Origin of the sequence: Bradyrhizobium sp. AUGA SZCCT0177 (genome assembly GCF_018130125.1) — a bacterium.
Classification (GTDB): domain Bacteria; phylum Pseudomonadota; class Alphaproteobacteria; order Rhizobiales; family Xanthobacteraceae; genus Bradyrhizobium.
The window spans coordinates 86,714-108,889 of the sequence record NZ_JAFCMA010000001.1 but is presented as its reverse complement, the minus strand read 5'-3'; the positions used below and the strand labels follow the sequence as shown (position 1 = coordinate 108,889).

Here is a 22,176-nt window from a genome sequence, read left to right as displayed (position 1 = left end):
GCGTCAGGTCATCGGCGGCGCGATAAACTTCACAAATCCGGCGCGCTCCGAGATCTGCGCGAACCACCGCTCGAGGTTCGAAAGTTTCGGTTTTGTGATGCCCTCGACGCCGAACCAGCGCCGCGCAAAAGCACCGAGCGCGATATCGGCGATCGTGAACTGATCGCCTTCGATATAGCGGCGCGTTGCCACTTGTGCGTCGACGATCCGCCATTGCACGGCCTCGGCGTCGGCGTCCTTCTGGACCTGGACCATGTCGCGTTTTTCCGGCGCCGTGCGCACCAGCGCCCAGAACACCGGCCGGTCCACCGGTTGCAGGGTCGACAGCGTCCAATCCAGCCAGCGGTCGACGGCCGCGCGGGCCTGCGGACTTTGCGGATAGATCGACGAATTCTGGCCGTAGGCGAGACAGAGATAGCGCATCACCGAATTGGATTCCCACAGCACGAAATCGCCGTCGATCAGCGTCGGCACGCGGCCATTGGGATTCATCGCAAGGTAGGGCGCTTCATTATTCTTGCCGAACTGCATGCCGGCATCGATGCGGTCATAGGCGAGCTCGAGCTCGCGCAGGCACCACAGCACTTTTTGAACATTGACCGAATTGGCCCGGCCCCAGATGGTGAGTTGTTGTTTGTTGTCAGCCACGTGTTTTGCTCCCAGCGGTTTTCTTGCGGTGATCTTCTTGCAACCGGTTCATAGCGGAAGATCGGCAAAAAAGCGCGGGCTGCCTTGGCCTGGACTAAACAAAAAAACAGGCTCCGCCGCGTCGCGACGGAGCCTGTCACCTACGCTTGCCGTCAGCGGCCGAAGAACAACCACAACAGAAGGATTATCGGTATCGGCACGCCCAACAGCCACAACAAAATTCCTCGTCCCATCCTCGTATCCTCCAAAATATCAATCGAGGAGAGAACGTGTGGGCGAGTGTCTTGTTCCTTTGCGCGGACCGAAACTGCGCACGCGGTGCCGCGTTATGATTGTGGAATATCGGAGAGCGACAGTCCGATTCGAAACAGCGAATAGCCGTCTCGATCGACGGCGTCGCGCACCTCGGCGTTGACGTCGCCGGCCTCGCGGCTACGCGTCAACTTCCATTCGTCTTCCGAGGTGCCTGAGGGAAACGGCACGTCCGCTTTCGTCACCAGCCGGTAGCTGGGATGGCGGACGTGCACGAAGAAGTTGTACCGTAGCGTTTTCAAGCGATGTGGATGCCGGTTCGCGTCAAGAAAACGCGTCAAAACAAAGAGGCCTACCAGTGGCCGGTGTTCGGCATCGAGGTCCACGGCTCGGCCGGCGGCTTCGGGTCACCCTTCTGCAAGAGCTCGATCGAATGCAGATCCGGCGAGCGGACGAACGCCATGTTGCCGTCGCGCGGCGGGCGATTGATGGTGATGCCCATCTTCATCAGCCGGTCGCAGGTGGCGTAGATGTCTTCGACCTCATAGGCGAGGTGGCCGAAATAGCGGTCTTCGCCGTATTTCTCTTCGTCCCAATTGTAGGTGAGTTCGACAAGCGGCGCGCCGCGGGTGGCCGGCGAGGCCTTGAGCAGGCCTTCGTCTTCGGCGGCGCACAGGAACACCAGCGTGAAGCGGCCCTTGTCGTTGTCGATCCGGCGCACTTCCTTCAGCCCGAGCGCATCGTGATAGAATTTCATCGCGGCATCGAGATTGCGGACGCGCAGCATGGTGTGGAGAAAACGCATGTTTCTTGGCTCCCTTTGCGAGGCTTGGTTTTTGGTTCGGGGCTTGAATAGCAGCAAAATTCGCCACGGGGCAGGGGGCATGATGCTGTTTGGGCGCTACCCTGGGTCCTTTACATGGCGGTGTGGCTGGGAAAGTGATGGCAGCATGAAATACCTGCTTGGCGCTCTTCTGATCTCCGGTACGGCTCATGCAGCCGACCAACTTCCCACCAGCATGCTGGGGAAGTGGGCCTCTGACGCCGCTGCGTGCACAGAGCAGTCCAGCGAATCCGGGATGACGGTCGAACCGCGGACAGTGCTGTTTTACGAGCATGGCTTTCAAATCAAGCGCATTACCCGGCTAAAGGACGGCTCACTAAAGGGAACAGGGTATGGTTTTGCAGACGATGGTCGGTCCAACGGTTCAATCACGCTTAAGCTGATTGATCCCAACAAGCTTCAGGCCAAGGGAGAGATCTATTTTCGGTGTGAAAAGCAAAGCGGAGGCGCACGTTGAGTGGATCCGAAGCGGGCGGCTTTGCTGCGACTCAAGCGAAAGCCCCGCCTGGGGAAGCGGGGCTCTCTGAGAGAAGCGGAGATGGGGACAAATCTCGACGCTTCGATAGTTAGACGCGCGAGGCCATCAAAGGTTCAATGATGAATGAGCTGTGGAAATTGACGGCTTGAAGCGAGTTCTGATCTCGGGACTGCTGGTTCTGTTCCAGGACACGGCCCACGCGAACGTACTGCCGAAATCGGTCCAGGGATTGTGGGCCTTCGAGGCTGCCGACTGCTCGAATCCCGAAAGTGATGGGCTGCTGAAAATCGGAGCGAACACGGTTACGTTTTTTGCCTCCGCCCATGACATCAAGCGTGTCGTGCGTCGGCCTGACGGTTCGCTGAGCGCGTCGGGCTTCGTTTCGAACGAAGGCGAGGCCGCGGTCCGGGTTCGTTGACCCTGAAGCTGATTTCGCCGGACAAGCTTCTTGTGCTCGACCACAGCTATCACCGTTGCGGGAAAGGTGAGCGCGCCGGGCGGGCCAAGCGCCGCTGATTCCCGGAAGTCGATCGCGAAACGAGACGAATGCCGGCGCGTCTGAACTGTGGGTAATTCGACCGTGGGCTGGACAGGCGAGCCCGTCCGCACATTATGCGTCGCGAGACGGAATCTCTGGAGGGCCTAGGGGGACAGTCTCGCTGAAGGCCACGCGGCGTAACGCCCGCGTGGTCTTTTGTTTTCCAATTATTTACGATTGCTCGTCCGCAAAATTGCGGACTCTGTTCGTTCTCCGAGAACAAAAGCGGAGCCGAGGTCCCCCTTTGAAGGTTGGTCGCGGATGGTAACTCGACGCGAGAGCCTCTCCTCGATGTTGCGAACTCGTCAAATTGCTGGACGAGGCGACTGACAAGGTCATGAAGCGTCAGCCGGGATTCGTCTCTGCCAACATTCAACGCAGCCTTAGCGGCAAGCACGTCGCGAATTATGCCCAATGGCGATCGAAAGAGTATTTCGAGGCCATGCAGCGCAATCCCGAATGCAAAGAGCATATGATGGCTGCAGGCAAGCTCGCGGAAAAATTCGAGCCCGAGCTTTATGCGGTGGCCAGCATCCACGATTAGCAAGACGTGCACGCGCGGGGTTACAGCTACACAAGCGAAAGCCCCGCTCGGGGGAAGCAGGGCTTTCTGATGGGGATGAGTGTCTGGGGGACTACTCATCCATAAGTCACCGCAACGCGCAATTGGTTCAAACCGATTTCCGCGCGCATCTGATCCACGGAGCACTTGCGAAAATGTTCTTGTTATGTTCTATTCAATCATTCCCTGGAGGTTGATTCATGGACATCGAGAAACAGCGCGAAATCATCAGGCTCTGGAACCGCATGCGCCGGGTCGAAGGCCCGATCGCCGAGGAAATCCGCATTCAGATCCTGGAATATTTTGCGCAGCAGGACCGTCCGAAACGCGCGGCCTGATGAGGTTTGCTTGCGCGCGTCGCCACGGCGTTAAAGCGCGGGCGTCGAGAGCGTGATCCCGCACAGATATTCGCGCGGCTTCTTCCGTCATTGCTGGGTAAACGGAGGAGCCAGCGAATTGCCTGATCGTGCTCGCGATCATGTTCTTCGTCGTTCTGCCGATTACGGATAGCGAAACGGCGCGGATGAAAGTGTCCGTCGCCCGGGAGCCTGGGTGCGTTGCTGGCGTATCGGTGATCGCGCCGCATCTGATGCATTGACGGCGGGCCGTTGCGCCATGCCCAACGTAACGCGGATGCGTCGACCAAGCCTTGCAGCTCAGGTCGCGGTTACGCTTCTTCCCGGTGGCCGTCAGAGCCGCGGTTGAACACGCCGTAATGGCTCGACTTCTGGCCGTCGCCATCCGTCGGTGCGACCGTCAATCCCAACCGCAACAGCTCGCGTACCGCCGCCGCGCGGGTTGGCATCCGGTGCTTGAAGCGGAAGTCGTCGAGAACGGTCATTTCTTCGGGAGAGAGCATGATTTGTAAGCGTTCGCCCCGCATGTCGGTCATGTGCCTGCCTCAACTTTAGACAAATGAGTAAGTGCCTAACTCGGAGCAGTTCGCTTTGGTTCCTCAAATTGCCGAGAGAAAGTCATTTTAGTAAAATATACAAATAAAATCAATAAGTTAAGTGTTGATATAAGATGTGCTCGGAAGTAGATTCCATGACAAGGAGAGTGCGGTCATGGAAAAGGAAATCAAGCTTCCGAAACTTCCGAAGGAATCAAAACCTCCCAAGCGCGCGAGCCATGACAGGGTGATCGAAAACCTGGAAAAATGGGCCACGAGCGCGGGCCTTCAGCCGCCAAAATAGGCTGCAAGGCAGGGCACCTCATCGGGACTGAAAGGCCCGCGCCGGATTGGCGAATGGCGGACGCAGTATCCCAGCACAGAGCGCCGGTCGACAATGGCCGTCGCTCCGCATTAAACGCAGAAAATGAAATTGTCGGTCGAACGAGCCCTGTCCCCCGGCGGCACGTCGCCGGCAGCGCGGAGGGACCAGGCTCACTCCCCAATGGTTAGGCCTTGACGTCGACCAAGGCGGTTGGCTCGGCCTGGGCGTGTTGTTCGATCTGCGCTTGCTGCGCCAGCGCCTTGGCGTCGTAGACGGCCTTCAGGTCTTCGTTGATCGTATTGGGCGGCGCCTTGGCGGTTTGGTCGACAAGGAGCTGGATTCTGGCCTGCGTCACTTCAACAGGTACGGGATAAACAAGCATGAGATTATCCTCCTGACCAAAAGCTGTCAGGCGGTCGTTTACACTTTGTAAAGGGATTGGGTTAACGGCGAATTGGGTTAATGGCGGAGCGGACCGGTACCGGGCAGGGACCGGCGAGATGTGCAGGGGATGCCGAGATGATCTTGGTGACAGGGAGTATTCTGACGCGCGAGGACAGCTTTGATGAGGTGCTGGCCGCCTGCCTTGATCATGTCGAGCGCTCGCGGACGGAACCCGGCTGCATCTCGCATGACGTGCATGTCGACTGCCAAAATCCGATGCGCCTGTTTTTCTTCGAGCAATGGGCGGACGAGGCAGCCCTGCGCGCCCACTTCGCCGTTGAAGGTTCGAAAGCGTTCGTCAGATCGCTCAAGGGCCGGATCGTCGAAACCACCGGGACCAGGATCTATCGCGCGGAATCAATTCCGCGGTAGCAGCGCTGCAAGCCGTGACGCGCAAGCACCGCTTCTTGTCGCCTGCGGGCCTTAGAGGATCTTCTCCAGCCGTTCGGCATAGAGCCGGAATTCCTCGGCCATCTCGTTGAGCTTCTTCGAGGCCTCGGGATCCTTGGCGGCGCGGGCCAAACGCTTGGCTCGGATGGACTGGTCGCGGTAGTGATCTGCCTGGGTCATGTCAGCACCTTTTCGGATAGGTCCAAATCGCGCCAAAAAGGTTCGATCGCGACGATGCGAACAGCATCGTGTCCGGAGCGCTCCGATCAGGCAGCTTGGCGGGAGGCGGCGAGGGGCCACGATGCGGTTTGCCGTCGGCGAGCGCTCGCGAAGTAACCCGATCTTAAGGGGCGGCCGGTCCGGAAAGCGCGCCCCCTGTTCGTTCTTCGAAGAACAAAAGGAGTCTTGCTTCGATATTTCGGATTCGCTTGCGCAGTGCTTCACGTGTCTCCCCAACTCCTGGGCAGATCCATTCGACCATGTTGGGCTGGTCCAGGCTGTGCCGATGCGTATTCTGCTTGAAGAGAAAGCTCGATGCGTTCTGTCCGCCGGGGTGTGGACGGGTGCGCAGCAAGCATTGGGCGCAACGCCTGAAAACCCGTTTTGCGGCCTGTGATTTGGCTGTGGATTTGCTGCGGACAAGTGCGTACGGGATCGTGCGGGTGCGCGCGCCAACCGGCGAGGTCAACGATCCCTTTCCGGAGCTCCAATAACCCTATTCAGTTAGGTTAAGAGGGGGATTGCGTTGTGCTTATCAGAGGTTGCGCTAGGGATGGCTGGAGGAAGCAGCCATGGTCCCTTCGTTTCATAACGCCGACAAGCCGACCCACCGACGCGTGATGGTGGTCGGGCTGCTGTTTTGCCTGGCCTTCGTCGGCATCAGTTTTTCACTGCGGTCGCAACCGGAAACCGGACATGTGCTGGTCAAAGCTGACAGGCTGGTCCGGACGGCGGGCGAGCCGCACAAGGCGAACTAGGATCCCACGCCTAGAGCATTATCGGTTCTGATTGAATCAGAACCGAAGCTCTAGACTCTTGTTTTGACGCGTTTTCTTCATGCGAACCGGTATCCACTTCGCTCGAAAACGCTCTAGCGGTCCGGTAATTTTTCGCCGCGCGGTTTGTGATATTTGGCGATGCCGATAAAGCCGGCAAACGCGATCACGTTCAGCAGAACTTCCAGCCATGGGGGCATCGTTGCACCTCTTTCGGGAACAAATTCCCGGGGCCGCAATTGGTTCCTTCGTGCTGGTTTGGCGTGGATATTTTGCGGGCAGGGCCTGCCAGCCGCGAAATGAAAAACCCCGCCAGCCTCCGAAGACGCTGACGGGGTCTTTCATGCTTTCACCTCTGGCAAGGTTGCTGCACTTGAGCTGAGAATGCGCATCCGCAGGGTTCGTTCCCGGCGCTCCGAAAACTTTTTGGCGAAAATGGCTTGCCGGTTCCGCCTGGTGGCGGACTTACAAAAAAGCCCGGAGCATCGCCCCGGGCTTTTTGCTGATCGGACTTTGGCGCTAGCTCCAGAACGATGGGCGGTTAAATCCGCTCCAGGCTTTGCCGAGCGTGGTGGCGTAATATTCCTCGCGCTCGCGTTCGAATTTTTCCTGCGTGGCCTTGAAGCTCGCGACCCGTGCTGCGATTTCCTCGCGCGCACGCGCGAGCCTGTCGTCCTGTTCGTTCATTGCCCATCCTTTTTGGAGTCGTGTTTTTGAGTCGTCCCGGTTGCCATTGACGGTTGCGATTGGGGCGTGAATTGGGAAGCCGCGTTGCGGGATTGTGGTCGTCTGTTTGCAAAGCGATGGCGGTGGATAAGGCCCGTGCGCCGCTTGTTGCTTGCGCACCTTCCCGGTAGCGACAAGCAAACCGGAGGTTCCAATGGCAAAGATCGATCTGGATTCACTGAGCATCGAAGAACTCGCCGCACTGCGCGAGCACGCCACCGACAAGCTGTTCGAGAAGGTCGCTGTGCGCCGCGCCGAGCTCGAGGCGGAACTGGAAAAACTCGCGCAATACGGCAAGCCTGCGAAGAAAACGGAGAGCGCGCCCGTCGCCAAGGTCAAGAAGACCGACGAGGTGCGGGAACCCAAGGAGCCCGTCGCCAAAGCCGCCTGATGATGCCTGCTTGGTGACGCGCGGCCGACGTTCGGTTGTGCGGGGGCCGACCGAACAGCCAATCCGATTGGCCGCGCTATCGTCGACGCGGCCAATTTTGTTTGACGTGTTTTCCGTTGCGGGGCAGGCTTCCGCTTGCAAACGCTTTGAAAAATCGGATGTTGACGTGATCGCACCAGACCTTCGCAGCGGCGTCGAACAGCTCGGCAACATGATCGCCGCGGCATCGTCCATCGTTCCCTTTACCGGCGCCGGCATCTCGACCGAATGCGGCATTCCCGATTTCCGCTCGCCTGGTGGATTGTGGACTCGCAATCGTCCGATTCCGTTCGACGAGTTTGTCGCCAGTTCCGACGCCCGTGACGAGGCTTGGCGGCGGCGCTTTGCGATGGAGCCGACCTTTGCCGCGGCGAAACCCGGCCGCGGGCATCGGGCGCTGGCGTCGCTCTACAAGGCCGGCAAGATCCCCGCGATCATCACCCAGAACATCGACAATCTGCACCAGACGTCCGGTTTCAAGGCCGACGATGTGGTCGAACTGCACGGCAACACGACCTACGCCCGCTGCATCGGCTGTGGGCAGGCCTACGATCTGCCCTGGGTCAAAGCGCGCTTTGACGAGACCGGCGGCGCGCCCGATTGCACGGTTTGCGACGAACCGGTCAAGACCGCGACCATTTCGTTTGGACAGGCGATGCCGGAAGACGCGATGCGCCGCGCCACGGAACTGGCCCAGCATTGCGACCTGTTCCTCGCCATCGGATCCTCGCTAGTGGTTTGGCCGGCCGCAGGTTTTCCGCTGATGGCCAAGAACTGCGGCGCCAAGCTCGTCATCATCAATAACGAGCCGACCGAACAGGACGATGTCGCCGATCTCGTGATCCGGCACGACATCGGAGAGACGCTTGGACCATTTGTAGGCAATTGATCTGCAATTGATTCGAAGCTGTGCAAGCCTGTTCATAGTTCCCGCCTGAATTGTTTTTTTAGCTATGCGCCGCATGCGGGAGTGTTATCTTTTGATTCGAGAGATTCGCGCGGCGTTATCATGAGTGGTCATGGATGGGCGCGTGTTCCGGTCCGCTACGGCGATAGCGGGCCGCAAATGAATGTGTGAGGTCCGGGGTCATGGGGTCGGACGGATTTGAGTCCAAGAAGCTCGGGGGGCCGCCGTCAGGCGGGACGGGGCAGAACAGGCTTGGACCAAGTGAATTCTCTGCCGGCGCCGAGCGCGATCCGGCGATGGATGCTCTTTCGGGTCTTGGCGATGCGGCCGCCAACCTTGTCGAAATATCCGGCGTCATCAAATGGTTCGACGCCTCGAAAGGCTACGGCTTCATCGTTCCCGACAATGGCTGGCCCGACGTGCTGTTGCACGTCACGGTGCTGCGCCGCGATGGCTATCAGACCGCGTATGAAGGTGCGCGGCTGGTGGTCGAGTGCGTGCAACGCGCCAAGGGCTATCAGGCCTTCCGCATCGTCTCGATGGATGAGTCCACTGCGATCCATCCGGCGCAGATGCTGCCGCCGCGGACCCATGTCAGCGTTACGCCGACCTCAGGTCTGGAGCGCGCGCAGGTCAAATGGTTCAACCGGCTGCGCGGTTTCGGCTTCCTGACCTGCGGCGAGGGGACGCCTGACATCTTCGTGCATATGGAGACGCTGCGCCGCTTCGGCATGACCGAGCTGCGGCCTGGCCAGTACGTGCTGGTGCGGTTCGGGCCCGGCTCCAAGGGCATGATGGCCGCGGAGATCCACCCCGAGACCGGGCCGTCGGCGCTGTCGTCGCACTAACCGCCCGTATCCGCTGTCCGGGCCTGTCACCTGACGGAATCGTGAGCCGCTCGGTGCCTGTGCGTGCGCCGGCCTCTGGCCTTTGCCGCAATCATCGGGTTAGGATTTCCCGGCAATGGCCCCCTAAATCCTCCTGGATCATCCTGATGTCCGGCGTAAGTGTTGTTATGAATTTGGTTTTGATGGTTGCGCGGACCGGTCGGCGCGGACGGTTGGTGACGTCGCTGATCGTCGGGCTCGGCATGTTGGCAAGCCTTGGCGCAACCGCGCAGGCAGCGAGCTTCCATCCGCTCGAGATCGCCACCAAGTCCGGCGTGCAGGTGTTTTCGGTCGAGATGGCGACCACCGAAGAGGAGAAGACCACCGGGCTGATGCACCGCAAGGAATTGCCCGACGGTAAAGGCATGCTGTTCGATTTCTCCCCCGAACAGCAGATCTCGATGTGGATGAAGAACACCTACATCTCGCTCGACATGATCTTCATCCGCGCCGATGGCCGCATCCTGAGGATCGCGGAAAATACCGAGCCGATGTCGACCAAGATCATCTCGTCGGGCGGGCTCGCCAAGGGCGTGCTGGAGGTGATCGCCGGCACGGCGCAAAAATACGGCATCAGGCCCGGCGACCGGGTGGCGCACCCCCTGTTCAACGGCCGCTGACAAGCTGCCAGGCGCCTCTGCGGCGGCCATCGCAGGGTCCGGACAAAAAATCTCGAAAACAACCCCATGCAAAGTAGAATGGGGCCACCATTTGAACCTGAGCTTGGGGCCTCCAGTGCCTTGCTGGCGAGGTCCCAAGCGTGTATCGACGTCCATTCCCAGCACCAATCGGGGTATAGCGCAGCCTGGTAGCGCGGCAGTTTTGGGTACTGCAGGTCGTTGGTTCGAATCCAGCTGCCCCGACCAACTAACCCTTTGAAATTACTCAAAGTGATTCTGACGTTTTCCTCGCGATTCTGGCACGTGGTTCTTACGCTGTTCCGTTACCGCTGCGAGGCCTGCCACGCCAGCAGGCGATGTTCGGCCATCGACATCGCCACCGACGTTACATAACCGGTCACGCCGAGCAGGATGACGCCGGCGAACAGATCGGCCGAGCGGAAGGCTCTGGCCGAGAGCAGCACCCAATGGCCGAGACCGTCGAGGCCGGCGAGGATTTCGCAGACCACCGACAGGATCAGCGCCACCGTCAGGCTGAGGCGCATGCCGGCGAGAATGTCGGGGCTGGCGGACGGCAGCGCGATCTTGAGGATGACCGCCAGCCGCGACATCTGCAGCGAGCGCGCCACCTCGTAGAGGCGGGGTTCGACCGCCGCAAAGCCGTGGATCGTCGCCAGCATGATCGGCCAGATCGCACCGAAGGCGATCACGAACAGCGCCATCGCCTGGGTCAGCCCCAGCATCGCAATCGCGACCGGGATGATGGCCGATACCGGCAACGGCCGCAAAAACTCCAGCGACGGTGCCACATAGGTCCGCATTATCCGCGACGAACCGATGATCGCGCCGATCGCGATACCGGCGATCGATGCGGCGAGCCAGCCATAGGCCATGTGCTCGAGCGTGCCGGCGAGCTTGCTCCAGAGATCACCGTTGGAAAATCCGCGCATCAGAGAGGCCCAGGCACGGTCCGGGCCCGGCAGGAACACCGGCGAGACCAGCTTCAGATTGGCGATCAATTGCCACAGCGCAATGAAGGAAGCGGCGACTGCAAAGCTTGCGGCGCGCCAGAGCCAGATCGTCGCGATGCGGTTCATGCGCTGTCTCCGCTCAACGCGGCGCGGCCGAACATGCGGTGCTGCGCCACCACCAGCAGGATGTTCAGGGCGTAGCCAATGACGCCGATCCAGACCAGATAGGCCAGCATCAGGTCGGGGCGCAGCGCCTGCTGCGCCAGCATGATGCCGGCACCCAGCCCCAGTGGATTGATCGCGATTTCGACCGTGACGGCTACGATCAGCGCGATACCGGCCGACAGCCGGAACGCCACGAAGATCCGCGGCAGCGCCGCGGGGATGATGATCTTCCAGACCCGCTGCGCGGCGGGTAGCCGCAGCGCCCGCGATACTTCCATCAGCCGCGGTTCGATACTGCGTACCGCCGCCCGGCTCAGGATCAGGATCGGCCAGACGCAGGCGAACGCTACGATCACGATTTCCATGCGATAGCCGAACCCGAGCGCGATCAGCGCGATCGGCAGCAAGGCGATCGACGGGATCGGCCGGATCGCCTCGACCGTCACCTCCATCAGGCGGTTGAGCGTGTCTGATATCCCGAAGGAAATGCCAAGCGCCAGCCCGATGACGGTGCCGATCGCAAGGCCCGCAAAGGTCGAGAACAACGTGTCGCGCGTCGCTGTGAGGATTGAGAAGTCGGCAAAGGCGCCGGCGAGCGCCATGGCGATCTCGCTTGGTGGCGCCAGGCTGTCGCTTTGCAGATGCGTCGCGCGCGCCCAGGCCTCGAAGGCGAGCAGCACCGCCATCGGCAGCAACAGCGCCTTAACTTTTTCCTTGGCCTTTTCCTTGGCCTTATCCGTCGTCACTGTTCGGTCGCCTTGATGAAGTCGAACAACTGCCGCCGCAAGCGCAGGAATTCCGGGTGTTCGCGGGTCGAAAGCTGATCGCGCGGCCGCGGCAGATTGACCGCAAGCTCGATGCCGATCCGACCGGGATGCGGCAACAGGCCGATGACGCGGTCGCCGAGATAGATGGCCTCGTCCAGATCATGCGTCACGAAGATCACGGTGGCGCCGCTTGCAGCCACCAGCGCCAGCACCTCGTCCTGCAAGCCCTGCCGTGTCATCGCATCGAGCGCGCCGAACGGTTCGTCCATCAGCAGCGTCTTCGGTTCCTGCGCCAGGCATCGTGCGATCTGCAGCCGCTGCTGCATGCCGCCGGACATTTCTGCGGGATATTTGCCGGCATGGCCGGGCAGGCCGACCGTGCGCAATAACTCCTCGATGCGGGCAGGGCGCTCGGCGGCCGGCATTCCGCCGGCTTCGAGCGCCAGCGACACATTGCCGGCTGCGGTGCGCCACGGCAGCAGCGCCTTGCCGTAATCCTGGAAGACGATGGCGATCTCGCGCCGCGGATGCAGCATCGGCTGGCCGTCGAAATCCACCTTGCCGCTGGTCGGCTGGTAGAGCCCCGCCGCCAGCCGCAGCGCGGTGGTCTTGCCGCAACCGGACGCACCGACGACGCAGAGGAATTCGCCGGGCCGGACGCCAAGGCTCAAATTCTCGATGATGGTCTTGCCACCGAGCCGGAGCGTAACGCCGGTGAACGCGATCTGCGGTCTCGGCTGGCCGGGAATGACTTCGAAGCGTTTTGCAGCGTTTGCCATGGCGTCAGCTCTCGCTTCCAGTGGGATAGACGATGTCGATCGTCGAACGCAGATGCGCCTCCAGCATCGCCTGCGCGCCGGCGATATCGCGGGAAAGAACGCGGTCGGCGAGCAATTGGTGGACGCGCACGAATTTCTTGCCGCTCTCGAGGGAGCGCATCATCACGCGGCGATAGCGGTAGGCCTGGTCGTAGAGATCGGAATGCGCTGATAGCAGCCGCTTGGAGCCGCAGCCGGTCAGTAGCGCGGTGTGGAAACCCTTGTGCAGCCGGTCGAAATCCTCGGCGCCTTCGCGGAATTCATCGCCGGTCCGCTCGATGTGCCGGCGCATCTGGTGCAGCGTGCTGACGATGCCGGCCTCCCAGGCATCGTCGCCATGGGTAATCGCCAGCCTGATGGCCTCGATCTCGACCGCGGTCCGCATCACGGTGATATCGTGCAGATCTTCGCGGCTGACGTCCGCAACGCGAAAGCCTCGCTGTCCGGTTCCGACGATCAGCCCGCGCGACATCAGCCGCGACAATCCTTCGCGCAGCGGCGTCGCGCCGATCTCATAGCGCTGAACCAGATCGATGATCCCAAGCCGCGATCCCGGCGCGAGATGCCCGGCCAGTATGTCGTGCTCGACCAGCGTGGCTGCGCGCTCGCTTAAAGTTGCGGCCTCAGTCGCGGGTTGGGTCGAATTGCGCTCGGTAGTCGACATTGCAACAGCCTCACTTCAGGACCAGTTTGGCGGTATCGAGCCTGGATTGCAGCATTTTCTGCGACGACATCACCTCGATCCACCAGCTCAACTGCTCGGGCTTAAGCACCGGCTCGGATTGGTTCGGGGGCGTCGCCTTGACCAATTCGATCGGCTGCTTGGTGAATTTGGCAATCGACGCGGAGGCCTTGTCGCGATCGCCATTGACGATCAGCGCAGATTCAGCGATCGCATCGCGAAATTTCTTGATCGCGACGGCGTTCTTGTCGGCCCATTCGCGGGATGCCGCGTAGAAAATGATCGGCTCGGTGCGCGCGAGCTCGGCTGCATAACGCGCGCCGACCGAGCCCAATCCTGCGTTCAGCATACGCGTCACGAACGGCTCGGCCGTGAGCACGGCATCGACGCCGCCGGACTTGATGATGTCGGCCATGGTCGGGAAGGTGACCTCGACGAAATTGACGCGTCTGGGATCGACACCTTTGTCCACCAGCCACTTTACGAACAGCACATGCAGGAAGGCGTTGAGGCCGGGCGCACCGACTTTCTTGCCGACGAAGTCCTTCGGCTCCTTGATGGTAATGCCGTTGCGGACGAAGGCGGCGATGCTGTCCTGGTTCACCGGGCTCATCACGCTCGCGCCGGCGATGGCGACGAGGTCGAGGCCGCCGTCGACGGCCTGCAGGAACACGGTCGAGGTTGGACCACCGATCTGAATCGAGTTGGAAAGGATCGCGGCGGGGATGTTCGAATTGATGCCGATCGGCGTCATCTCGACTTCAAGACCGTGCTTTTTAAAGATGCCTTCGTCGATCGCCACCATGGCGGAGGCGCAATCCGACGTCGCCGTGCAACCGACCTGAATCTTGGCCTGCGCGACGACGGCTCCCGTTAGCGCCAGGCTGACCGCAATGGCTGCAAGGATCGTTTTCACGGTCATCTCCCACGGTTCACATTTTTGGTGCTTGATTATCGATATTTTTTTTGATCATATATTTCATCCAAAAGCAAGAGGGCGGCACACCATGAAACTCGCAACATTCAAATCCGGCGGTCAGGAAAAGGTCGGGATCGTGCATTCCGGCGACGGCAAATTGTTCGACCTCGCCGCGGCCGCCGGCCGGAACGGCGCCGCCAATCCGGCCTTTGCATCCATGCTTGCCCTGATCGATTCCGGCGAAGGCGCGCTCGAACAGGCATCGGCCGTGTTCGAAGAGCACGGCAAGGACGAAACCTTGTCGGTATCCGCTGCAACGGCCGATATCCTCGCCCCGATCCCGGAGCCGCGGCAGATGCGGGACGGCATGTCGTTCCCGCTGCACATTCTCCAGGCCCCGCGCGGCCAGCTCAAGCTCGCCGCACGCGCCAGGAACGACATGGCGGAACTGGCGCGGATCGAGGCCGAGCCGCTCGGCGAATTGCCGGAGGTCTATCGCAAGCAGCCGATCTATTACATCACCAACCGCTTCAGCGTCCGCGGCACCAACACCACCGTAAAGTGGCCGCGCTACAGTCAGGTGATGGATTATGAATGCGAATTCGGCATCATCACCAAGAACAAAGGTGCCGATATTTCCGCTGCAAAAGCCAAGGATCACATCTTCGGTTATACGATCTTCAACGATTTTTCCGCGCGCGACGCCCAGCGTATCGAAATGGAGGGGCGGCTCGGCCCCGCAAAAGGCAAGAGTTTCGATGGCGGCAATGTGATGGGACCGTGGATCATCACGCCGGACGAAATCGGCGACCCCTACAAGCTCAAGATGGAAGTGCGCGTCAACGGCAAGATGCGCTCGCAAGGGGTTTCGGATGGAATGCTGTTTTCATTCGAGGAGATCATCGCCCATGTCACCAAGGACGAGACCCTGATGCCCGGCGAATTCATCGGCTCCGGCACGGTCGGCAATGGCTGCGGACTGGAACTCGGCTGGTATCTCGAACACGGCGATAGCATCGAGCTTGAAGTCGAAAAGATCGGTATCCTGAAGAACCGGGTCGAACGGCAATAGGCCGCCGCGACCACGCCACCACAACAAGAACCAAAAACATTCAGCGAGGAAACGCCAATGGCGCGTAAGTTGATCGATATCTCCGTTCCCCTGCAAAACGATGTACCCGCCGATCCGCCGGGCGGTCACCCGACCATCCAGTACATCGACCACCAGCAGGGCCTGCCGCGCATGCTGCAGTTCTTTGACGGGCTGAAGGCCGAAGACCTGCCGGACGGGCAGGGCTGGGCGGTCGAACAGGTGCAGCTCTCGACGCACAACGGCACCCACCTGGATGCGCCCTGGCACTTCCATCCCACCATGAACCGGGGCGAGCGATCCTGGACCATCGACGAAGTGCCGCTGGAATGGTGCCTGCAGCCGGGGGTGAAGCTCGACTTCCGGCATTTTGCCGACGGCTATGTGGCGACCGCCAAGGACGTGGAGAACGAGCTCAAGCGTATCGGTCATACGCTGTCGCCGCTGGAAATCGTGGTGGTTAACACCAGCGCCGGCATGAAATATGGCCAACAGGATTACGTCACCTCGGGCTGCGGCATGGGCTATGAGGCGACGATGTATCTTCTGGAGCGCGGCGTGCGGCTGACCGGCATCGACGGCTGGAGCTGGGATGCGCCGTTCGTCTACACCGCGCAGAAATATGCCGAGACCAAGGACGCCAGCCTGATCTGGGAAGGCCACAAGGCCGGCCGTCACATCGGCTATTGCCACATCGAGAAGTTGCACAACCTCGAGCAACTGCCATCGACCGGGTTCATGGTGTCCTGCTTCCCGGTGAAGATCGAACGCGCTTCGGCGGGCTGGACCCGGGCCGTCGCTATTCTCGAAGGATAGATCCATCGCCAGCGAGAAGGGCCGAGAGGAATTCATGATGGAATTGCGTCCAGCCCGTTGGCGGATGCTTCTGCGGGAGTGAGTCCGCTTCGTCGATCTCAACCCCGCCGCGGCTTCATCCTCGGTGCCGGCGCGCTGACACTTACAACAGCGGTCGCGCGCCGCAACGCAGAGACCGCGCATATCGATTGAGCGCAGCGCGCTCATACCGAACACGTGGCTTATCAAGCTAGCCACATATCGCGCAGTGGAGGTGTCAAATTGGCGGCAAAGAAAAAGGCGTGCCGGTTGTCCGGCACACCTGATTATTGTTTAGACCGTGGCGTAAATTTTGCCGATCAGTCCGGTATCAATAATACCTGCAGACGCGAACGCCGTAGGCATTCCACCAGCAACGCGGTCCGCCACGAACCACGGGAACACCGTAGAAGCCATAGCCTCGGCCACGGCCATATCCACGACCCCAGCCACCGCCGCGATAGAAACCACGACCACCGCCGCGGCCCCATCCGCCGCCACGGCCTCTTCCACCGCGGGCTTCCGCCGGCGAGGTCGTTGCACCTACCAGAATGGCAGACGTACTGGCGACGTAGACGAACAACAGGGCGAGCGCTGCAAGACAACGCGTCAGGATATTGTAGCGTTTAGCCATTCTAGAATCTCCCGGTCACTTTCAAAACCACCTGGACTTTTCCGCACTATCAAACTTAGACGCTCGAAAATGCTTTCGGTTCAGATGAGCTAAGATAATATCTTTACTAAGGTTCTTCCGGCAATTCGGGACTTTATTAAGATGGAAAGATAAGGTCAAGTTACACTCCGGCTTGCGACGAATTCTCGCGTCGCGCCGTTAATCTTTGTTCATCTTTGTTCATCTTCGTTCATCTTTCTGTCCGACGATTGTGCACTGCAGAATTACCGAAACGAAAACTCGGCACGACAAACCAGCCGAGAAATCAGGCAAGAAACCGAACAAGCCCACGCCAACAACTTGAAGTCGACATCTCGCGCACGACGGTCCCCCGCCTCAAAGAGTATCCATGCCCAAACAGCACACCTATGTTCTCGGCCTGAACACCTACGACCATGATGTGAGCGCCTGCCTGTTGCGTGACGGCGTCATCGCATTCGCGATCGCCAAGGAGCGGATCACGCGGGTCAAGCATGCGTCCGGCTTTTACAAGGAGGTGATCGATTATTGCCTCGAGGCTGAAGGCATCACGCTGGATGATATCGATCTGATCGTTCGCAATTGCTACATCATGCCGGTGGGGGAAATGGAAGAACGGCTGGTCTATTTTGACGCGCCGGGCTTCCTTCCCGAATTCGAACGGGACGACGCGGCCAAGCACCCGTTGTACCTCTCGCGTCAGGACAAGGTGGTGACGATCTCCCACCATCTGGCGCACGCCTACAGCGCGTTCGCGGTATCGCCGTTCGAGGAAGGCGTGGTGATGATCGTCGATGGCGTCGGCAGCTATCAGTCCGACGTCATGGAGTCCTATCCCTCGAGCGACACCGCAACGCCGCTCGCGCGCGAGTCCGAGAGCTATTACAAGTTCAAGGGATCGACGCTCGAATGCCTGAAGAAGGTTTTCATGGAGCCGGACCGCGGCTTCCTGAGCGATGAATTCTACAACATGCCGGGGATGGGCGCGCTCTACAGCCGGGCGTCGACCTACATTTTCGGCGACTGGAATAAATGCGGCGAGCTGATGGGGCTCGCGCCCTATGGCCGCCACAACCAGGTCAAGAGCCTGATGGGGCTGACCGACGGCAAGCTGCAGGTTCCGCACTGGACCACCGAACTCAAGCAGCCCTACGTCCAGGACGGCGGCAACTGGGAAAAGCACCCGGCGATGCGGCACTGGGAGGATCTGGCCTGGCGGGTGCAGGACGATACCGAGAACGTGCTGCTCGCCCGCGCCCGCTGGCTTCGCGAAACGACCGGCGCCAAGAACCTGACGATGGCCGGTGGTGTCGCCCTGAACTGCGTGGCCAATGGCCGGCTCGCCCGTGAAGCCGGTTTCGACAATATCTGGATCCAGCCGGCGACCGGCGATGACGGCATTGCGATCGGCTGCGCGTATTATGGCTGGCTCGAGATCCTGAAGCAGCGCCGCAACTTCGTCATGGAGCATTCCTATATCGGCAAGCCCTATAGCGATGCGGATGTCGCGGCTGCGCTGCAGCGGTTTCTGGTGCGCATCCAGATCGACGCGAGACGCAGCGACAATATTTGCCGCGATACCGCGAAGTTGCTCGCGGATCAGCGGGTGATAGGCTGGTTTCAGGGCGGCTCGGAGTTCGGCCCGCGGGCGCTCGGCAACCGCAGCCTGCTCGGTGATCCCCGCAAGCCCGAGATGAAGGACATCCTGAACAGCCGCGTCAAGCACCGCCAGGCGTTCCGCCCGTTCGCGCCGATCGTATTGGCCGAGCGGATGAAGGACATTTTCGAGGGCGACGCGGATTCGCCGTTCATGCTGCTTGCGAAACCGGTTCGCCCTGAATGGCGCGACAAGATTCCGGCGATCGTGCATGTCGACGGTACGGCGCGCGTCCAGACCGTGCGCGAAGCGACCAATCCGAGGCTGTACCAGTTGCTGAAGGAGTTCGACGCGCTGACCGGCGTTCCCGTGCTGATCAACACGTCATACAACATCAAGGGCGAGCCGATCGTCGAAACGCCGCGCGATGCTGTGGCCTGCTTCCTGACCACGGGGGTCGACCATCTGATCATGCACGATACGGTGGTATCGAAGACCGCCATGCACAAGATCGTCGGACCGCTGGTCGATACCTACGACGACGTGAGGAACCTGGTGTCAGCGACCGCCCGGCCGGCCTAAAGGTGGCCGTTTTGTAAGCTGAGGCACCCGGATCAAGCCGCCGCGGTCAGGCGGCTTTCGGCGCCACCGGCTTGGGCAGCGGCTTGTCCTGCCGTTTCGACCAGGAAATGTAGTAGGCGACGATGGTCATGATCGCGATGCCGGTTACGCTGACGAAGATCTGCGCGAACAGCGAACCGGAACTTAGCGACAGCTGGAAGTGCCCGACGAACGAGAGGAACACGCCGACGCAGAACACCGCGAGCGATTGCTGGCCGCAGACCACCAGCGGATCGAATATTCTCCATTCCAGCGCCGGCCAATCCTTCGGGATGAACCGGATCACCATGATCACGATCACCACGAAATGGATGAAGCGGTAGGGCGCCAGATTGGTCTTGTCGTTCGGATTGAACATCGAATAGAGCCAATGCGGGAACATGTTTCCGAAATCCGGAAACCTGCCGGCCATCGTCATGACCAGCCCCAACAGCAGGTAGGCGATACAGAAATACAGCGTCAGCGGGTGATTGATCACCGCCGCCGATCGCCGGGCGCCGCCGAGCGCGCACCAGGAGCCGAACACGAACAACACCTGCCAGGCGAACGGGTTGAAGTACCAGGTTCCGGCGGGATAGGCCGCCAGGTTCCAGCCGGTCTGCCGCGACACCAGCCACAGCACGATCGCGGCGACCATGGTCCAGTTGGGCTGGCGCAGCATCATCCACAGCACCGGCGGAAACAGCCCCATCAGCACGATGTAGAGCGGCAGCACGTCGAGATTGACCGGCTTGAACTTCAGGAACAGGCCTTGGCGCAACGTTTCGGTTGCGTTGTCGACCAGGCCGACGACGTTGAACTCGTTGACGAGCTCGGAATCGCCAAACCGCAGCGCGAGGTAGCTGATCGAGGCGATATAGATCACGAACAGGATGATATGGGCGACGTAGAGCTGCCAGACGCGCTTGGTCAGCCGCGTGGCGCCGACGATGAAGCCGCGGTCGAGCATCATCCGGGCATAGACGAAGGAGGCAGTATATCCGGAAATGAAAACGAACAGGTCGGCCGCGTCGCTGAAGCCGTAGTTGCGGGTCGTGATCCAGTTCACCACGTTGTCCGGGATGTGATCCAGATAGATCGCCCAGTTCGCAACCCCGCGAAACAGGTCGAGCCGGAGGTCGCGTCCTTTTTCGGGCAGGGTGGCGTTGATTTTCATGGGAGCCGCTTCGATGTGATGCTGTCGGGACGATCGCGCCGCAGGACCAAGCCTTGAATCAGGCCTCGAACCATACCCTGGCCGCAGGGCGGACGAAGATTGTCACAGTGCAGCATAATGACTATACCGGTCCGGAAATGGTACATCCGGGGTTATGGAATCACCGATCAAATCCCTGAAAGGTGTATTTATACTATCCCGGCGGTTTCCGCCAAAACTCTCCAAGTACCCCTGTCGTTAAGTCGCATGTCGTTAAGTCGCATATCTGATGTCGCATATCTCTGAGGACCCGACCATCCATGACCGCACGCATTTTTAAACCTGCCAAAAACGCGATGCAATCGGGGAGGGCCAAGACCCGGGAGTGGCAGCTCGACTATGAGCCCGAGCAGCCCCGGGCCATTGAACCGCTGATGGGGTGGACCTCATCCGGCGACATGAAGCAGCAGCTCACGCTCCGCTTCGATACCAAGGAAGACGCGGTGGCCTATTGCGAGCGCAAGGGCATTCCCTATCAGGTGATCGAACCCAAGGACTCCGCGCACCGGCAGGTCGCCTATGCCGATAATTTCGCGTTCCGGCGCGGCGAGCCCTGGACCCACTAAGTCCTGAAGCCACCAAGTCCTGAACCCATTAAGCCCTGAACCCATTGAAGCGTTAGGGATCGGTTCGGGGCGTCGGATTCCCCGGGATCGGCAAGGGCGCATCCTTCGCGACGCCAAGGACCGGCAAGCTTCTGATGGTCCGGACCCCGGGCATGGCGGCGAACTGCCGAAGCTGCTGATGCATCCCCTCGACATCGGGCGCGACGCATTTGAGTAAAAAGTCCGCTTCGCCCGAGATGCGCCAGCTTTGCAGAACCAGCGGCAAGGCCGCAATCGAGGCTTCGAACGCTTCCAGCGTCGCCTTGGCCTGGCTCGCCAGCTGGATCGATACGAACGACACGACCTCGTAGCCGAGCACCTTCTCGTCGATCGTGGCGCGGATCGCCTTGATCACGCCGCGGCTGCGCAGGGAGCGCACGCGCCGCAGGCAAGGCGGCAGGGAGAGGCCGACACGACTGGCCAGTTCGTTGATCCGGATCCGTCCATCCTTCTGAAGCTCGGACAATATCTTCAGGTCGATGTCGTCGAGCTTGTGATTGGCTGTCATGGCTGCTCGTTCGCGCTCAAGAGTCCGCCGCTGCTAGACGGCTGCAACGCGCCGTGGCTTGCGGATGCTGCGGGCAGGGGCGCTCGCGGCCTGCGGCGTCACGCCCGACAGCACGAGTTTCTCATGGGCGGCGATGATCGCGTCCCTGGTCAGGCGTCCGCCCGGCCGGTACCAGGTGCAGAGGCCGGTCAGGAGCGCCAGGATCGCAAACGTCGCCACCTTGACATCGACGACTTCGAAGACGCCTTCGGAAACGCCCTCCGAGAGGATACGCGCCAGCCGCGCCTCATAGGCGCTGCGCAGCGCCACGATCGCCTCATAGTTCTTCGGCTCCAGGCTGCGGAGCTCGGAATTGGCGATGAAGACCTCGCGCTTGCGGCTCATATGGTAGGTGACGTGGAATGCGACGAAGGCGCGGAGCTTTTCCTCCGGACCTTGCTTTCCTTCCAGCGCGAGATCGAGCTGACGAATGAGCTCGTTGACGTGGTCCTGCACCAGCTCGAACAGCAGCTCCTGCTTGGTGCTGATATGATTGTACAGCGACCCCACCTGGATCCCGACCTCGGCGGCGAGGTCGCGCAGGCTCATCGCCGAATAGCCCTGTTCGAAGATCAGGCGCAGCCCGGCCTTGCGGATCGCTTCCAGCGTCTTCGGGCCATAGGAGCCGATCGTGCGTGCCATCTGGTCCTCGGGGTGGTGGATTTGGCTGCTGAATTTGGCGCATAAAGATACAAACGACCGTATGTTTATTGCATGAGATGTGAGGAATTTCAACGGCATAACATGCCATTTTGGCGGAAAAACGAAAATGATG

31 protein-coding genes, 1 tRNA gene and 1 pseudogene are annotated in these 22,176 nt (G+C 60.5%); 17 read left to right on the top strand and 16 right to left on the bottom strand.

Features of this window, described 5'->3' with window-relative positions; all coding sequences use genetic code 11:
• Window positions 1–3 precede the first annotated feature (3 nt).
• The 3 genes from JQ597_RS00505 to JQ597_RS00495 all read right to left on the bottom strand — a co-directional run bounded on the left by JQ597_RS00505 (window position 4) and on the right by JQ597_RS00495 (window position 1,705).
• Window positions 4–648 carry a glutathione S-transferase family protein gene (locus JQ597_RS00505; protein ID WP_212261687.1) on the bottom strand — a complete coding sequence of 215 codons (645 nt, stop codon included), beginning with the start codon at window positions 646–648 and terminating at the stop codon, window positions 4–6.
• 326 nt (window positions 649–974) lie between these two features.
• Window positions 975–1,202 carry a hypothetical protein gene (locus JQ597_RS00500; RefSeq protein WP_212261684.1) on the bottom strand — a complete coding sequence of 76 codons (228 nt, stop codon included), beginning with the start codon at window positions 1,200–1,202 and terminating at the stop codon, window positions 975–977.
• Window positions 1,203–1,252: 50 nt separating this feature from the next.
• The gene (locus JQ597_RS00495; RefSeq protein ID WP_212261681.1) at window positions 1,253–1,705 is read right to left on the bottom strand and encodes a VOC family protein; all 453 of its coding nucleotides are present in this window, start codon (window positions 1,703–1,705) and stop codon (window positions 1,253–1,255) included.
• Here JQ597_RS00495 and JQ597_RS00490 point away from each other — a divergent pair.
• From JQ597_RS00490 to JQ597_RS00475, 4 genes are all read left to right on the top strand, one after another.
• Entirely contained in the window at window positions 1,704–2,201 is a 498-nt protein-coding gene (locus JQ597_RS00490; RefSeq protein WP_212261679.1) for a hypothetical protein, read from the top strand. The two genes, JQ597_RS00495 and JQ597_RS00490, sit on opposite strands and share 2 nt — an antisense overlap.
• A gap of 151 nt (window positions 2,202–2,352) precedes the next feature.
• The gene (locus JQ597_RS00485) at window positions 2,353–2,640 is read left to right on the top strand and encodes a hypothetical protein (protein WP_212261677.1); all 288 of its coding nucleotides are present in this window, start codon (window positions 2,353–2,355) and stop codon (window positions 2,638–2,640) included.
• Between the two features lie 430 nt (window positions 2,641–3,070).
• The gene (locus tag JQ597_RS00480; RefSeq protein ID WP_212261674.1) at window positions 3,071–3,304 is read left to right on the top strand and encodes an antibiotic biosynthesis monooxygenase family protein; all 234 of its coding nucleotides are present in this window, start codon (window positions 3,071–3,073) and stop codon (window positions 3,302–3,304) included.
• A 218-nt stretch (window positions 3,305–3,522) separates the two neighbouring features.
• Window positions 3,523–3,660 (top strand): hypothetical protein, encoded by a 138-nt coding sequence (locus JQ597_RS00475; RefSeq protein WP_212209431.1) that lies wholly within the window; start codon window positions 3,523–3,525, stop codon window positions 3,658–3,660.
• A 329-nt stretch (window positions 3,661–3,989) separates the two neighbouring features.
• On the opposite strand, the gene JQ597_RS00470 is transcribed toward JQ597_RS00475, so the two are convergent.
• Complete coding sequence (locus JQ597_RS00470) at window positions 3,990–4,214, bottom strand: hypothetical protein (protein WP_192735784.1); 225 nt, start codon at window positions 4,212–4,214, stop codon at window positions 3,990–3,992.
• A 175-nt stretch (window positions 4,215–4,389) separates the two neighbouring features.
• Here JQ597_RS00470 and JQ597_RS38010 point away from each other — a divergent pair, with 175 nt between their 5' ends.
• The gene (locus JQ597_RS38010) at window positions 4,390–4,518 is read left to right on the top strand and encodes a hypothetical protein (protein WP_283813377.1); all 129 of its coding nucleotides are present in this window, start codon (window positions 4,390–4,392) and stop codon (window positions 4,516–4,518) included.
• Between the two features lie 205 nt (window positions 4,519–4,723).
• Here JQ597_RS38010 and JQ597_RS00465 read toward each other — a convergent pair whose 3' ends face one another.
• Window positions 4,724–4,921 (bottom strand): hypothetical protein, encoded by a 198-nt coding sequence (locus JQ597_RS00465; RefSeq protein ID WP_212261671.1) that lies wholly within the window; start codon window positions 4,919–4,921, stop codon window positions 4,724–4,726.
• A gap of 137 nt (window positions 4,922–5,058) precedes the next feature.
• Here JQ597_RS00465 and JQ597_RS00460 point away from each other — a divergent pair, with 137 nt between their 5' ends.
• A complete protein-coding gene (locus JQ597_RS00460; RefSeq protein WP_212261668.1) occupies window positions 5,059–5,355 on the top strand; it encodes a putative quinol monooxygenase in 297 nt (98 codons plus the stop codon).
• A gap of 51 nt (window positions 5,356–5,406) precedes the next feature.
• Here the strand turns inward: JQ597_RS00460 and JQ597_RS00455 are convergent, their stop codons facing one another.
• Window positions 5,407–5,553, bottom strand: coding sequence for a hypothetical protein (locus JQ597_RS00455; protein WP_212261665.1), 147 nt, complete (start codon window positions 5,551–5,553; stop codon window positions 5,407–5,409).
• A 611-nt stretch (window positions 5,554–6,164) separates the two neighbouring features.
• Here JQ597_RS00455 and JQ597_RS00450 point away from each other — a divergent pair.
• Window positions 6,165–6,350 carry a hypothetical protein gene (locus JQ597_RS00450; RefSeq protein WP_212209536.1) on the top strand — a complete coding sequence of 62 codons (186 nt, stop codon included), beginning with the start codon at window positions 6,165–6,167 and terminating at the stop codon, window positions 6,348–6,350.
• Between the two features lie 537 nt (window positions 6,351–6,887).
• Here the strand turns inward: JQ597_RS00450 and JQ597_RS00445 are convergent.
• Window positions 6,888–7,055 carry a hypothetical protein gene (locus JQ597_RS00445; RefSeq protein ID WP_212261662.1) on the bottom strand — a complete coding sequence of 56 codons (168 nt, stop codon included), beginning with the start codon at window positions 7,053–7,055 and terminating at the stop codon, window positions 6,888–6,890.
• A gap of 193 nt (window positions 7,056–7,248) precedes the next feature.
• Between JQ597_RS00445 and JQ597_RS00440 the strand changes: the two genes are divergently transcribed.
• The 5 genes from JQ597_RS00440 to JQ597_RS00420 all read left to right on the top strand — a co-directional run bounded on the left by JQ597_RS00440 (window position 7,249) and on the right by JQ597_RS00420 (window position 10,184).
• Entirely contained in the window at window positions 7,249–7,485 is a 237-nt protein-coding gene (locus tag JQ597_RS00440; RefSeq protein ID WP_212261659.1) for a hypothetical protein, read from the top strand.
• Between the two features lie 166 nt (window positions 7,486–7,651).
• Entirely contained in the window at window positions 7,652–8,413 is a 762-nt protein-coding gene (locus JQ597_RS00435) for an SIR2 family NAD-dependent protein deacylase (RefSeq protein WP_212261656.1), read from the top strand.
• Between the two features lie 200 nt (window positions 8,414–8,613).
• Window positions 8,614–9,279: a cold-shock protein gene (locus JQ597_RS00430; RefSeq protein WP_212261653.1), complete on the top strand. Its 666-nt coding sequence runs from the start codon at window positions 8,614–8,616 to the stop codon at window positions 9,277–9,279.
• A gap of 242 nt (window positions 9,280–9,521) precedes the next feature.
• Window positions 9,522–9,938 (top strand): DUF192 domain-containing protein, encoded by a 417-nt coding sequence (locus JQ597_RS00425; protein WP_249133138.1) that lies wholly within the window; start codon window positions 9,522–9,524, stop codon window positions 9,936–9,938.
• Between the two features lie 169 nt (window positions 9,939–10,107).
• Window positions 10,108–10,184, top strand: a tRNA-Pro gene (locus tag JQ597_RS00420).
• A gap of 77 nt (window positions 10,185–10,261) precedes the next feature.
• On the opposite strand, the gene JQ597_RS00415 is transcribed toward JQ597_RS00420, so the two are convergent.
• The 5 genes from JQ597_RS00415 to JQ597_RS00395 are packed head-to-tail and all read right to left on the bottom strand — an operon-like array spanning window position 10,262 to window position 14,248.
• Window positions 10,262–11,035 carry an ABC transporter permease gene (locus tag JQ597_RS00415; RefSeq protein ID WP_212261650.1) on the bottom strand — a complete coding sequence of 258 codons (774 nt, stop codon included), beginning with the start codon at window positions 11,033–11,035 and terminating at the stop codon, window positions 10,262–10,264.
• Window positions 11,032–11,760, bottom strand: coding sequence for an ABC transporter permease (locus JQ597_RS00410; protein ID WP_212262453.1), 729 nt, complete (start codon window positions 11,758–11,760; stop codon window positions 11,032–11,034). Before JQ597_RS00410 ends, JQ597_RS00415 begins: the two co-directional genes overlap by 4 nt.
• A 56-nt stretch (window positions 11,761–11,816) precedes the next feature.
• Window positions 11,817–12,620, bottom strand: coding sequence for an ABC transporter ATP-binding protein (locus JQ597_RS00405; RefSeq protein ID WP_212261647.1), 804 nt, complete (start codon window positions 12,618–12,620; stop codon window positions 11,817–11,819).
• A 4-nt stretch (window positions 12,621–12,624) separates the two neighbouring features.
• Window positions 12,625–13,323 (bottom strand): GntR family transcriptional regulator, encoded by a 699-nt coding sequence (locus JQ597_RS00400; protein ID WP_212261643.1) that lies wholly within the window; start codon window positions 13,321–13,323, stop codon window positions 12,625–12,627.
• A 10-nt stretch (window positions 13,324–13,333) separates the two neighbouring features.
• Window positions 13,334–14,248 (bottom strand): ABC transporter substrate-binding protein, encoded by a 915-nt coding sequence (locus tag JQ597_RS00395; protein ID WP_349628769.1) that lies wholly within the window; start codon window positions 14,246–14,248, stop codon window positions 13,334–13,336.
• A gap of 100 nt (window positions 14,249–14,348) precedes the next feature.
• Here JQ597_RS00395 and JQ597_RS00390 point away from each other — a divergent pair, with 100 nt between their 5' ends.
• Entirely contained in the window at window positions 14,349–15,332 is a 984-nt protein-coding gene (locus JQ597_RS00390) for a fumarylacetoacetate hydrolase family protein (protein WP_212261637.1), read from the top strand.
• Between the two features lie 57 nt (window positions 15,333–15,389).
• Window positions 15,390–16,166 (top strand): cyclase family protein, encoded by a 777-nt coding sequence (locus tag JQ597_RS00385; RefSeq protein WP_212261634.1) that lies wholly within the window; start codon window positions 15,390–15,392, stop codon window positions 16,164–16,166.
• 312 nt (window positions 16,167–16,478) lie between these two features.
• On the opposite strand, the gene JQ597_RS00380 is transcribed toward JQ597_RS00385, so the two are convergent.
• A complete protein-coding gene (locus tag JQ597_RS00380) occupies window positions 16,479–16,697 on the bottom strand; it encodes a hypothetical protein (protein ID WP_212261631.1) in 219 nt (72 codons plus the stop codon).
• 509 nt (window positions 16,698–17,206) lie between these two features.
• Here JQ597_RS00380 and JQ597_RS00375 point away from each other — a divergent pair.
• Together JQ597_RS00375 and JQ597_RS38420 are read left to right on the top strand one after the other, a co-directional pair.
• Window positions 17,207–19,015 carry a carbamoyltransferase family protein gene (locus tag JQ597_RS00375; protein ID WP_212261629.1) on the top strand — a complete coding sequence of 603 codons (1,809 nt, stop codon included), beginning with the start codon at window positions 17,207–17,209 and terminating at the stop codon, window positions 19,013–19,015.
• A gap of 18 nt (window positions 19,016–19,033) precedes the next feature.
• Window positions 19,034–19,087 (top strand): annotated as a pseudogene (locus tag JQ597_RS38420) (hypothetical protein); the annotation flags it as partial.
• On the opposite strand, the gene JQ597_RS00370 reads toward JQ597_RS38420, so the two are convergent.
• Window positions 19,062–20,210, bottom strand: coding sequence for an OpgC domain-containing protein (locus tag JQ597_RS00370; RefSeq protein WP_212261626.1), 1,149 nt, complete (start codon window positions 20,208–20,210; stop codon window positions 19,062–19,064). The pseudogene JQ597_RS38420 and the gene JQ597_RS00370 overlap by 26 nt on opposite strands.
• Before the next feature lie 299 nt (window positions 20,211–20,509).
• On the opposite strand from JQ597_RS00370, the gene JQ597_RS00365 reads away from it, so the two are divergent.
• The gene (locus tag JQ597_RS00365) at window positions 20,510–20,815 is read left to right on the top strand and encodes an ETC complex I subunit (RefSeq protein ID WP_212261623.1); all 306 of its coding nucleotides are present in this window, start codon (window positions 20,510–20,512) and stop codon (window positions 20,813–20,815) included.
• 52 nt (window positions 20,816–20,867) lie between these two features.
• Here JQ597_RS00365 and JQ597_RS00360 read toward each other — a convergent pair whose 3' ends face one another.
• Window positions 20,868–21,362 carry an Lrp/AsnC family transcriptional regulator gene (locus tag JQ597_RS00360; RefSeq protein WP_212261620.1) on the bottom strand — a complete coding sequence of 165 codons (495 nt, stop codon included), beginning with the start codon at window positions 21,360–21,362 and terminating at the stop codon, window positions 20,868–20,870.
• A 33-nt stretch (window positions 21,363–21,395) separates the two neighbouring features.
• Window positions 21,396–22,043 (bottom strand): TetR/AcrR family transcriptional regulator, encoded by a 648-nt coding sequence (locus JQ597_RS00355; RefSeq protein ID WP_212261617.1) that lies wholly within the window; start codon window positions 22,041–22,043, stop codon window positions 21,396–21,398.
• Window positions 22,044–22,176: the final 133 nt, after the last annotated feature.

Bases quoted from the DNA above. Each gene is read 5' to 3' on its own strand.
- JQ597_RS00450 (WP_212209536.1), top strand. From the start codon at position 6,165: ATGGTCCCTTCGTTTCATAACGCCGACAAGCCGACCCACCGACGCGTG.
- JQ597_RS00475 (WP_212209431.1), top strand. From the start codon at position 3,523: ATGGACATCGAGAAACAGCGCGAAATCATCAGGCTCTGGAACCGCATG.
- JQ597_RS00400 (WP_212261643.1), bottom strand. From the start codon at position 13,323: ATGTCGACTACCGAGCGCAATTCGACCCAACCCGCGACTGAGGCCGCA.
- JQ597_RS00360 (WP_212261620.1), bottom strand. From the start codon at position 21,362: ATGACAGCCAATCACAAGCTCGACGACATCGACCTGAAGATATTGTCC.
- JQ597_RS00440 (WP_212261659.1), top strand. From the start codon at position 7,249: ATGGCAAAGATCGATCTGGATTCACTGAGCATCGAAGAACTCGCCGCA.
- JQ597_RS00375 (WP_212261629.1), top strand. From the start codon at position 17,207: ATGCCCAAACAGCACACCTATGTTCTCGGCCTGAACACCTACGACCAT.
- JQ597_RS00470 (WP_192735784.1), bottom strand. From the start codon at position 4,214: ATGACCGACATGCGGGGCGAACGCTTACAAATCATGCTCTCTCCCGAA.
- JQ597_RS00455 (WP_212261665.1), bottom strand. From the start codon at position 5,553: ATGACCCAGGCAGATCACTACCGCGACCAGTCCATCCGAGCCAAGCGT.
- JQ597_RS00425 (WP_249133138.1), top strand. From the start codon at position 9,522: ATGTTGGCAAGCCTTGGCGCAACCGCGCAGGCAGCGAGCTTCCATCCG.
- JQ597_RS38010 (WP_283813377.1), top strand. From the start codon at position 4,390: ATGGAAAAGGAAATCAAGCTTCCGAAACTTCCGAAGGAATCAAAACCT.
- JQ597_RS00495 (WP_212261681.1), bottom strand. From the start codon at position 1,705: ATGCGTTTTCTCCACACCATGCTGCGCGTCCGCAATCTCGATGCCGCG.
- JQ597_RS00365 (WP_212261623.1), top strand. From the start codon at position 20,510: ATGACCGCACGCATTTTTAAACCTGCCAAAAACGCGATGCAATCGGGG.
- JQ597_RS00465 (WP_212261671.1), bottom strand. From the start codon at position 4,921: ATGCTTGTTTATCCCGTACCTGTTGAAGTGACGCAGGCCAGAATCCAG.
- JQ597_RS00445 (WP_212261662.1), bottom strand. From the start codon at position 7,055: ATGAACGAACAGGACGACAGGCTCGCGCGTGCGCGCGAGGAAATCGCA.
- JQ597_RS00415 (WP_212261650.1), bottom strand. From the start codon at position 11,035: ATGAACCGCATCGCGACGATCTGGCTCTGGCGCGCCGCAAGCTTTGCA.
- JQ597_RS00460 (WP_212261668.1), top strand. From the start codon at position 5,059: ATGATCTTGGTGACAGGGAGTATTCTGACGCGCGAGGACAGCTTTGAT.
- JQ597_RS00370 (WP_212261626.1), bottom strand. From the start codon at position 20,210: ATGAAAATCAACGCCACCCTGCCCGAAAAAGGACGCGACCTCCGGCTC.
- JQ597_RS00405 (WP_212261647.1), bottom strand. From the start codon at position 12,620: ATGGCAAACGCTGCAAAACGCTTCGAAGTCATTCCCGGCCAGCCGAGA.
- JQ597_RS00355 (WP_212261617.1), bottom strand. From the start codon at position 22,043: ATGGCACGCACGATCGGCTCCTATGGCCCGAAGACGCTGGAAGCGATC.
- JQ597_RS00390 (WP_212261637.1), top strand. From the start codon at position 14,349: ATGAAACTCGCAACATTCAAATCCGGCGGTCAGGAAAAGGTCGGGATC.
- JQ597_RS00410 (WP_212262453.1), bottom strand. From the start codon at position 11,760: ATGGCGGTGCTGCTCGCCTTCGAGGCCTGGGCGCGCGCGACGCATCTG.
- JQ597_RS00385 (WP_212261634.1), top strand. From the start codon at position 15,390: ATGGCGCGTAAGTTGATCGATATCTCCGTTCCCCTGCAAAACGATGTA.
- JQ597_RS00430 (WP_212261653.1), top strand. From the start codon at position 8,614: ATGGGGTCGGACGGATTTGAGTCCAAGAAGCTCGGGGGGCCGCCGTCA.
- JQ597_RS00490 (WP_212261679.1), top strand. From the start codon at position 1,704: ATGTTTCTTGGCTCCCTTTGCGAGGCTTGGTTTTTGGTTCGGGGCTTG.